This is a genomic window from Bacillus sp. AY2-1 (assembly GCF_008368965.1).
GTDB classification, from domain to species: Bacteria; Bacillota; Bacilli; order Bacillales; family Bacillaceae_G; genus Bacillus_A; species Bacillus_A thuringiensis_S.
Genome location: NZ_QPEL01000047.1, coordinates 37,957 through 47,381 on the forward strand (window position 1 = coordinate 37,957; position 9,425 = coordinate 47,381).

Consider the following 9,425-nt stretch of genomic DNA (forward strand, 5'->3'; position numbering starts at 1 on the left):
AACTTCATTAAAGGGAACTTCATAGAGTTGAAAGGGGAAATACTTTTGAAAACAACTTATGTAAACGCTACAATTGTAACGATGAATGAACAAAACGAAGTGATAGAAAATGGATATATCATTGTAGAAAATGATCAAATTATAGATGTAAAGAGCGGAGAATTTGCAAATGATTTTGAAGTAGATGAAGTAATTGACATGAAAGGAAAGTGGGTTTTACCAGGGCTTGTAAATACACATACACACGTTGTAATGAGTCTCCTAAGAGGTATTGGAGATGATATGTTATTACAGCCATGGCTTGAGACGAGAATTTGGCCACTGGAAAGTCAATTTACTCCAGAGCTTGCGGTCGCTAGTACGGAATTAGGATTACTTGAGATGGTGAAAAGTGGTACAACATCATTCTCTGACATGTTTAATCCAATTGGAGTAGATCAAGACGCAATTATGGAAACGGTATCAAGGAGCGGGATGCGAGCTGCTGTTTCAAGGACTTTATTTAGCTTCGGAACGAAAGACGATGAAAAGAAAGCGATTGAAGAAGCTGAGAAATATGTGAAGCGTTATTATAAAGAAAGTGGCATGTTAACTACGATGGTTGCACCACATAGTCCATATACATGTAGTACAGAATTGTTAGAAGAGTGTGCTCGTATTGCAGTAGAGAATCAAACAATGGTTCATATCCACCTTTCTGAAACAGAGCGTGAAGTACGTGATATTGAAGCACAGTACGGAAAACGTCCAGTAGAATATGCAGCGAGCTGCGGATTGTTTAAACGCCCAACAGTTATTGCACACGGTGTAGTATTAAATGATGATGAGCGTGCATTTTTAGCAGAACATGATGTTCGAGTAGCTCATAATCCGAATAGTAATTTAAAACTAGGTTCTGGTATAGCGAATGTAAAAGCGATGCTAGAAGCAGGAATAAAAGTAGGAATTGCAACAGATAGTGTTGCATCTAACAATAATTTAGACATGTTTGAAGAAATGCGCATAGCGACTTTATTACAAAAAGGTATTCACCAAGATGCAACAGCATTACCAGTTGAAACAGCTCTTTCTCTTGCGACAAAAGGAGCTGCGGAAGTAATCGGGATGAAACAAACAGGGTCACTAGAAGCTGGTAAGTGTGCTGATTTTATTACGATTGACCCGTCTAACAAGCCGCATCTACAACCAGCAGATGAAGTGTTATCACACCTTGTATATGCTGCGAGTGGTAAAGATATAAGCGATGTAATTATTAACGGAAAACGTGTCGTTTGGAATGGTGAATGTAAAACGTTAGATGAAGAGAGTATTATATTTGAAGCAAGTCGTTATAAACGAGGTCTGCAAAGATAGATAATTATGTGGCAGTTGAAAAAGCTATCCTTTTAAAAGGATAGCTTTTTTCTTGAACGAATAAATATTCAAAAGAATGTCGCATCTTTCTGTTAGTATTTCTGCTATAATATATTACGCTTTATAATATTTTATATTTAAGGAGAACAACTCATGAAGCGAAAAAAGAGCCATTTAATGGTAATGGCACTTGTTACATCTTTATTATTAACAGCTTGTAATAATAAAGCGGATAAAAGTGACATAGAGGTTAAAAAACAAGTGTTAAATGTAACAGTATCAGAAGAAATTCCTTCTCTGGACACTGTGAAAACAACAGATGGTACATCAGCGCACGTTATGCAGAATATATTTGAAGGGTTATATGTATTAAATGATCAAGATCAGCCTACTCCAGCCATAGCAAAATCGTTTAAAAGAAGTGAAGATGGTAAGAAATATACATTTGACTTGCGTAAAGATGCAAAATGGTCAAATGGGGATAATGTAACAGCAAATGATTTTATGTTTGCGTGGAAACGTGCAATTAACCCTGAAACAGCATCTCAATATGCGTCCATGCTCTTTTATGTAAAAAATGCGAAAGAGATTAATAAGGGAGCAATGTCTCTAGATGAACTTGGAGTTACGGTTATAAATGATTATAAGTTAGAAGTTGAACTAGAACAGCCAATTCCGTATTTTTTACAGTTGTTAGCATTACCTATATATTTACCACAGCATGAATCATTTTTGAAAGAACAAGGAAACAATTATGCATTGGAACCTAGTAATCTCATATATAACGGTCCATTTGTATTAGAAAAATGGAAGCATGAACAAGAGTTTCAATTAAAGAAAAATGCTACATATTGGGATCAAAAGAAAGTGAAACTAGACGAAATAAACTTTCATATCGTGAAGGATACAATGACAGCTGTAAATTTATATGAAGCCGGAGATTTGGACCGGGTACCTATTAATTCGCAAGTTGTAGACAAGTATAAGGGGAATAAGGAATTACATATGTCGAGTGATTCTGGAATTGCTATGCTTCGTTTTAATGAAAAAAATACCGCGTTAGCAAATAAAAAGGTGCGTCAATCTATTTCATTAGCGTTAAATAAAGATGATTTCGTTGCTCACTTTATTAATAACGGAGCAAAACCTGCAAGTGGACTTGTACCAGTTGGTCATGTAAATGAAGAGACTGGCAAAGATTTTAGAAAAGAAAACGGAGATCTTTCTCTATATGACTTACAAAAGGCGAAAAAGATTTGGGAAGAAGCGAAAAAAGAACTTGGAGTAGGCGAAGTAAACCTTGAGTTTCTAACATTTGAACAAGATAACGCAAAACGTATGGCAGAATATATAAAAGGTGACTTAGAAAAGTATTTGCATGGATTAACGATACAAATTAAACAACAGCCATTTAAGCAAAAATTACAGTTAGAACAAACAGGTGATTACGATATAACTATGGCAAATTGGGGACCTGACTATAAAGACCCAATTAGTTATTTAGAGTTATTTACGACAGGGAATCCGAATAATAAAATGAATTATTCTAATGTTCGTTACGATGAATTAATAAAGAAAGCGAAAACGGATTTTGTACTAGATAGGGAAAAACGATGGGAAGCGTTGCGAGAAGCCGAGCAGGTATTATTAGAAGATGCTGCGGTGGCGCCGCTTTATCATATTGGCTCAGCGTATGTACAAAAGGAGTATGTAAAAGGGATTGAAAAACATCAATTTGGTGGTGTTTATACTTATAAGAATGCTTATATTGCTAATGAATAAATACAAAAAACCTTACTTTTTAAAAGTAAGGTTTTTTACACATGAATTCTATTAAACCGATTTTAATAAAGCGTAAAAATTCGTATCATATGGGATATCATCTTGATACATATAATTTTTTAGAACGCCTTCTTTTTCAAAACCTAATTTTAATAGTACTTTATTGGAAGCTTCATTTTCAAGAAATACAATTGCCCCGATCCGCTTTAAATGAATCGTATGGAAACCGTATGATATAACCTCAGAAACAGCTTCAGTCGCATATCCTTTTCCCCAGTGTTCAGGTAAAAAGGCATAACTTATATTGGCTCGTTTATGCTCAGAAGACCAATCGTGAAAACCAATGGTACCGATGAGTTCTTTCTTGTCTTTTAATTCGATTCCCCATTTTATACCGTTTCTTGCATTGTAACTGAGCTTAAAGTTATGAATGATTTGTTTCACTTGATCAACATCTTGTAACGGTTTTTGGCCATAATAGCGCAGTACATTAGTATTAGAAAAGCATTGTAGTATACGCGGTGCATCTTCTTCGGTCAGTTCTCTTAAAATAAGTCTTTCAGTTTTTAATAAAGGAAACATATTTTCGCTCCTTTGCACATGAAAATAGAATGTATTTGTTATTATATAATTTAATCTGAAAATAAAGATTATTCAAATTGTAGGGAAATTATTGGCTGGAAATAAATTATATAATTTATTTTAAAAAGACTTTATAGGATTAATACAAATAATGAATTGAAAAAGGGTATTCCAAATTAAAATTGGAATACCCTTTTTTCATTACCCTACAAACGTTTGATACAGTAAGAAAATATTTAAAATGATAACGAGTGCTGCAATTATCCATGCGATAAATGTTGTTATACGGTGGTTAACGAGTGCACCCATAATCTTTTTATTACTTGTAAACATAATAAGTGGCACTAGTGCAAATGCAATACCAAATGATAAGACAACTTGACTCATAACGAGAGCGTAAGTTGGATTTACACCTAAAGCGATAATAACTAGTGGTGGAATCATTGTAATAAATCGGCGTAAATATAACGGAATATGCATGCGAATGAATCCTTGCATAATAATATCACCTGACATTGTACCGACAGAAGAGCTTGATAAACCTGCTGATAAAAGTCCAATCCCAAATAATGCAGCCGATACAGGACCTACTAAGTTGGTAAATTGAGTGTAAGCAACATCTAAATCTTCAACGTGCATACCGTTTTTAAAGAATAGTGCAGCTGCTACAATTAACATACTTGCATTAATTGCTCCAGCGATAACCATTGCAATAATAATATCGATAAATTCGAAACGAAAAATCTTTTTCTTTTGTTCGTCAGTTGTTCCAACCACGCGGCGTTGTGTTAATGCAGAATGCAAGTATATTGCATGCGGCATAACTGTCGCACCTAAAATCCCTGCTGCAAGTAATATACTGTCTACACCTTGGAATTTCGGAATAAATAGTCCTGAAAGAAGGGGACTTAATTCTGGTTTTGCATAAAAAACTTGGATCCCAAATGCTATTACTACAATAAAGATCATCCCTGTAATAATAGCTTCTAGTGAGCGAAATCCTCTGCGTTGAAACTCAAGAATAATAAATGATCCGACTGCTGTAATTAAAGCAGCTGGTAACATAGGTATTCCAAATAATAAATACAATCCGAGTGCTGCCCCGATAAATTCAGCTAAATCTGTAGCCATAATAACGAGTTCACCTTGTATCCATAAGCCGATAGACACAGGCTTTGGAAAGTTTTCACGAGCTATTTCGGGTAAATTGTTTCCTGTAGCAATTCCTAATTTAGCCGATAAAGTTTGGATTAATACAGCCATTAAGTTAGAAGCGAATATAACCCATAATAGTAAATATCCATATTGTGAACCAGCTGCGATATTTGTAGCAAAGTTGCCAGGATCAATATAAGCAACGGACGCGATAAAAGCGGGCCCTAAAAATGGTAACAGTCTTTTCCAGCCTTTTGTTTCTCCACTTAAAGCTAAGTGAGCTGATTGTACAGTTGTACTTTCAGAAGGGAGATGTTCATCTTTTGTTATATCTTTATTCATAGTAGTTTTCCCCTTTAAAATGTTAACTTGATGAAATTATTGTATTTATTCTTACTCATTATTTCAATACATTTAAATATGTTATGTGATAATTTCATTTGAACACGAAAGTTTCCTTAATGCAAATTATATGCCTTTATGCAATGGATGGTGTGATAATGTAAAATGAATTGGGAGTTTATGGTGTGATGACATGGGGAAACATAGTGAATTAAAGGGCTGTTTTTGAAATTTATGTGAACATAAAGCCGATAATACAGCATATTAATTGATGGAATTGCATTTGTATGATATATAATATATTGGGATTACAACATAACCATAGTGTTTTGATGTGTAATCTTGTTTTTTTATTTTTGTTAACTGATAGAAAATAGTATAAAGAAAAGAAAATGGGATTCATTTTCTTATTATATATGTTTTGATATGAACGTTAACTTATACATGATTTTAAAAATTAGATAGGTGGTAGAAATACATTGGCAACTACAAAACCATACAGAGTATTACTATATTACATGTACACAACAATTGAAAATCCAGAAGAATTCGCGGCAGAGCATTTAGAATTTTGTAATTCACTTGAATTAAAAGGAAGAATTCTTGTAGCAAAAGAAGGTATTAACGGAACTTGTTCTGGAACTGTAGAGCAAACAGAAAAATACATGGAAGCAATGAACAATGATCCACGTTTTGATGGTATCGTATTTAAAATAGATGAAGAAGAAGGGCATGCATTCAAGAAAATGCACGTACGTCCTCGTCCAGAATTAGTTACACTTCGTCTAGAAGATGACATTAACCCACACGAAATAACTGGGAAGTATTTAGAGCCAAAAGATTTTTATGAGGCAATGAAACAAGAAGATACAGTTATCATTGATGCACGAAATGATTATGAATTTGATTTAGGACACTTCAAAGGTGCGATTAAACCTGATATTGAATCATTCCGTGAATTACCAGATTGGATTAGAGAAAACAAAGAAACACTTGAAGGTAAAAAGATTTTAACTTATTGTACAGGCGGAATTCGTTGTGAGAAATTCTCAGGTTGGTTAGTTCGTGAAGGTTATGAAGATGTAAGTCAGCTTCACGGCGGAATTGTAACGTACGGAAAAGACCCAGAAGTACAAGGTGAGCTTTGGGATGGACAATGTTACGTGTTTGATGAGCGTATCGCTGTACCAGTAAATCAAAAAGAACATGTTATCGTTGGTAAAGACCACTTTACAGGTGAACCATGTGAGCGCTATGTAAACTGTTCAAATCCAGAATGTAATAAGAAAATTTTATGTTCTGAAGAAAACGAAGCGAAATATTTACGTGCATGTTCTCATAAATGTCGTGTAAGTCCACGTAACCGCTACGTAATACAACATGAATTAACGGAAGAGCAAGTAGCTGCTGCATTAGAGAAAATCGAAGCAGGGAAGTAAGCTGAATTCGTATAATAAAAAGGTACTCCAAGCTTTATTTTGGAGTACCTTTTTTGTTATACGGTTCTGTCATTTGTCGGTAATTCGATATATTTGAAAAATCGCTGATAAAAATTTCATTTACTGCAGCATACCACATATTTGGAAATAACCTTCTTTAATTTTTATCCTCTTTTTCTTTTACAGCAGACAGTACAGTTTGTTTTACCCATGCTTTTCTTCTTTTGTGCTGCACAGCCCATTGGTATAACCCTTGAGCCCCTAAAATAAGTGAAATGACAATGCCGCTAATCGCAATTAATAGAGCGAAAAATTCAAGAGGTGACGATATTTTGTTTGAATCGGTGTTTCTTAGAAGATCGATCATAGTAAACCCTAACATTTGGCCTACTACAGAGTAGAGCGTTAAAATTAATAATAAGAGACTATCTTTTTTTGAGGCGACATTTTCTTGATATTTAAACAAACTATCAAGATTTTGTTTCGCGTTCGAGTATAAAACCTCAATATTAAAAAGTTTTCTTAAGCGGAAGAAAATATCTTCACTTTGTGATTGAGATACTAATTCTAAAGAAAAATAATTAGCAGTGAACGAATTAATCGAATAAATTAATTTCTCTATTTCATTAGTATCTTGTTCAATATTTAGCTCAGCATAGGCGTTTGCCATTTTTAATAAAACAATTTTATGGAATAGGTTTAATAATAAAGCGTAATAAAATTCTCCGTACATTTGACTAGCAAGTTTATCGATTTCGCGTTCTCCTTCATTTGTTACACATGTAAAAATATGTTCTTCCATAATGAAATAACGATTTGGAGCCCATCTCTGGTAAGCGTGTTTTTTTAAATAGTTATGAATGTAAGGAAGGTTACTTGCACTCACATATGGCTTACCATCACTTGTTAATCCGGAAAGACTGGAAGTACGATAAACATCCACTTCATTAAGTTCCATACCTTCTTTTAGTGACAATAAAGTTTGGACGTACATTCTCTGGTCTTCAAAGAAAGGGAAGGTTTGAAAGTATGAACTTCTTAATCTCTTCTTTTCAAAGAAATCAGTTACGCCATGAAATAAATAACCAAAAATGAATTTTTCAACTTGGGAATACTTTTTTCCGTTACATTCAATACAAATAGACTCATTTGTATCAGTTTTAGTTTCAAGTACACGGAAGCGATCTGCGAATTCGATTGCTTCAGATAAAGTCATGTTTGGAGCAGTGTTTACTTCTGTTCGAATTGTTAAGAAGCCAAGTTCATAAGGACAAAGTGTTACATCAATAGAGTGTATCTTGAATGGAATTGAAATAAGGTTTGTTGTTAAATGTCCAGTTAAGTTAAGATCTTTTGAATAACGTTGCAAGCCCTTTTGATGCTCTGAGTGAGGAAAGAGAATTTTATTTGTAAATGAGAGATAGTATGCTTCCATATTTTGATGTGAAACTTTAAACTCCCCATAATATGTATTTTCATCATCGAGATGATCGAGCCGAAAAGGACGAAAATCGTTTTTTTGTAAGAAAGGGAACATATTTTGTTCATATCCAGTTTTAAACGAAAACGGGAATATAAATTGGAATATAGCTGTTGCTACACCTTTTTCCTCAATTGTTTGTATTGCCTCCATCTACATTGTTTCCTTTCCATATATGCTATAGAAACAACATGCCCAAATTTATTTGAAAATAACCACTGTTTTATACTCAATTGAGAGTGAAAATTCAGCTTATTTAGCAGAGGACATGTATAATGTTATGTATACTAAAAGTTGTAAAATTGTATTTTGAAAAGGGGGATGCTGTATGCGGATTTTAGTATTAGGCGCTGGTGGAGTCGGAGGGTTTTTTGGTGGCAGATTAGTCGAAAAGGGAGAAGATGTTACATTTCTTGTTCGTAGTAAACGGAAAAAACAATTAGAGGAAAGAGGACTTGTAATCCGAAGTGTTAACGGGGATTTTTCCTTCCAACCGAAATTAATAACGAAAGAAGAGAGAACTTCTCCATTTGATGTCATTTTATTTTCAACAAAAGCGTATCACTTAAACGAGGCTATTCAAGATTTGAAGCCGTTTGTTGGCGAAAATACTGTAATCATTCCATTGTTAAATGGTATCGCTCATTTATCACTACTACAAAAAGAATTCGGCGAAGAAAAAGTAATTGGCGGTTTATGCTTTATCGAGACGACGTTAAACGATCAAGGAGAAATTGTACAAACTAGTGCTGCCAACAGACTTGTGTTTGGAGAAATTAAGTCTCAAAATTCAGAGAGAGTAAAGCATATTTCTAAAGCATTTGCAGGTACGAAGTCTAGTTTTGTTTTAAGTGAAAATATTACGCAAGATATGTGGCATAAATATTTATTTATTACTGTAATGTCAGGTGTGACAACGTTAATGCGTGCACCAATTGGACCAATCCGTGAAAGTGAAGGCGGCCGTGATTTTATCCGTAATGTGTTTGAGGAATCTGTACAAATCATGAGAGTATTAGGAGCTCCAGTAAAGGAAAATATTGCCCAGGAACATATGAAAACGATTGATAAAATTTCGTATGATATGAAGTCATCGATGCAGCGTGATATGGAAAAGGGTTCATTTATTGAAGGGAAGCACTTGCAAGGATATTTACTGGATGTAGCAGAGAAATTTTCTATAGCGGCACCATTATTAGGAACTATATATCAAAATTTAAAGGTGTATGAAGAGATGACCTTTAACAAATCTGTAATAGAATTAGATGTATGAAAAAATAAAAAAGATAGCA

The 9,425-nt window shown here is 34.1% G+C and carries 7 protein-coding genes; 4 read left to right on the top strand and 3 right to left on the bottom strand.

What is annotated here, in order from left to right; all coding sequences use genetic code 11:
* Positions 1–27: 27 nt before the first annotated feature.
* Complete coding sequence (locus DN403_RS12515; RefSeq protein WP_016077867.1) at positions 28–1,353, top strand: bifunctional S-methyl-5'-thioadenosine deaminase/S-adenosylhomocysteine deaminase; 1,326 nt, start codon at positions 28–30, stop codon at positions 1,351–1,353.
* Between the two features lie 153 nt (positions 1,354–1,506).
* A complete protein-coding gene (locus tag DN403_RS12520) occupies positions 1,507–3,135 on the top strand; it encodes a peptide ABC transporter substrate-binding protein (RefSeq protein WP_000823503.1) in 1,629 nt (542 codons plus the stop codon).
* Positions 3,136–3,186: 51 nt separating this feature from the next.
* Here DN403_RS12520 and DN403_RS12525 read toward each other — a convergent pair whose 3' ends face one another.
* Positions 3,187–3,717, bottom strand: a complete 531-nt coding sequence (locus DN403_RS12525) for a GNAT family N-acetyltransferase (protein ID WP_000484220.1) — start codon at positions 3,715–3,717, stop codon at positions 3,187–3,189.
* A 201-nt stretch (positions 3,718–3,918) separates the two neighbouring features.
* Positions 3,919–5,214: an Nramp family divalent metal transporter gene (locus tag DN403_RS12530; RefSeq protein ID WP_001030674.1), complete on the bottom strand. Its 1,296-nt coding sequence runs from the start codon at positions 5,212–5,214 to the stop codon at positions 3,919–3,921.
* 479 nt (positions 5,215–5,693) lie between these two features.
* Here DN403_RS12530 and trhO point away from each other — a divergent pair, with 479 nt between their 5' ends.
* Positions 5,694–6,653: an oxygen-dependent tRNA uridine(34) hydroxylase TrhO gene (gene trhO / locus DN403_RS12535; protein ID WP_000246235.1), complete on the top strand. Its 960-nt coding sequence runs from the start codon at positions 5,694–5,696 to the stop codon at positions 6,651–6,653.
* Positions 6,654–6,810: 157 nt separating this feature from the next.
* On the opposite strand, the gene DN403_RS12540 is transcribed toward trhO, so the two are convergent.
* On the bottom strand, positions 6,811–8,286 hold the full coding sequence (locus tag DN403_RS12540; protein WP_000387459.1) for a hypothetical protein: 1,476 nt from the start codon (positions 8,284–8,286) through the stop codon (positions 6,811–6,813).
* Positions 8,287–8,461: 175 nt separating this feature from the next.
* On the opposite strand from DN403_RS12540, the gene panE reads away from it, so the two are divergent.
* On the top strand, positions 8,462–9,406 hold the full coding sequence (panE, locus tag DN403_RS12545; protein ID WP_001221905.1) for a 2-dehydropantoate 2-reductase: 945 nt from the start codon (positions 8,462–8,464) through the stop codon (positions 9,404–9,406).
* The last annotated feature ends 19 nt before the right edge of the window (positions 9,407–9,425 follow it).

Coding starts and splice junctions, on each gene's coding strand:
- DN403_RS12520 (WP_000823503.1), top strand. CDS start 1,507: ATGAAGCGAAAAAAGAGCCATTTAATGGTAATGGCACTTGTTACATCT.
- DN403_RS12525 (WP_000484220.1), bottom strand. CDS start 3,717: ATGTTTCCTTTATTAAAAACTGAAAGACTTATTTTAAGAGAACTGACC.
- DN403_RS12530 (WP_001030674.1), bottom strand. CDS start 5,214: ATGAATAAAGATATAACAAAAGATGAACATCTCCCTTCTGAAAGTACA.
- DN403_RS12540 (WP_000387459.1), bottom strand. CDS start 8,286: ATGGAGGCAATACAAACAATTGAGGAAAAAGGTGTAGCAACAGCTATA.
- panE (WP_001221905.1), top strand. CDS start 8,462: ATGCGGATTTTAGTATTAGGCGCTGGTGGAGTCGGAGGGTTTTTTGGT.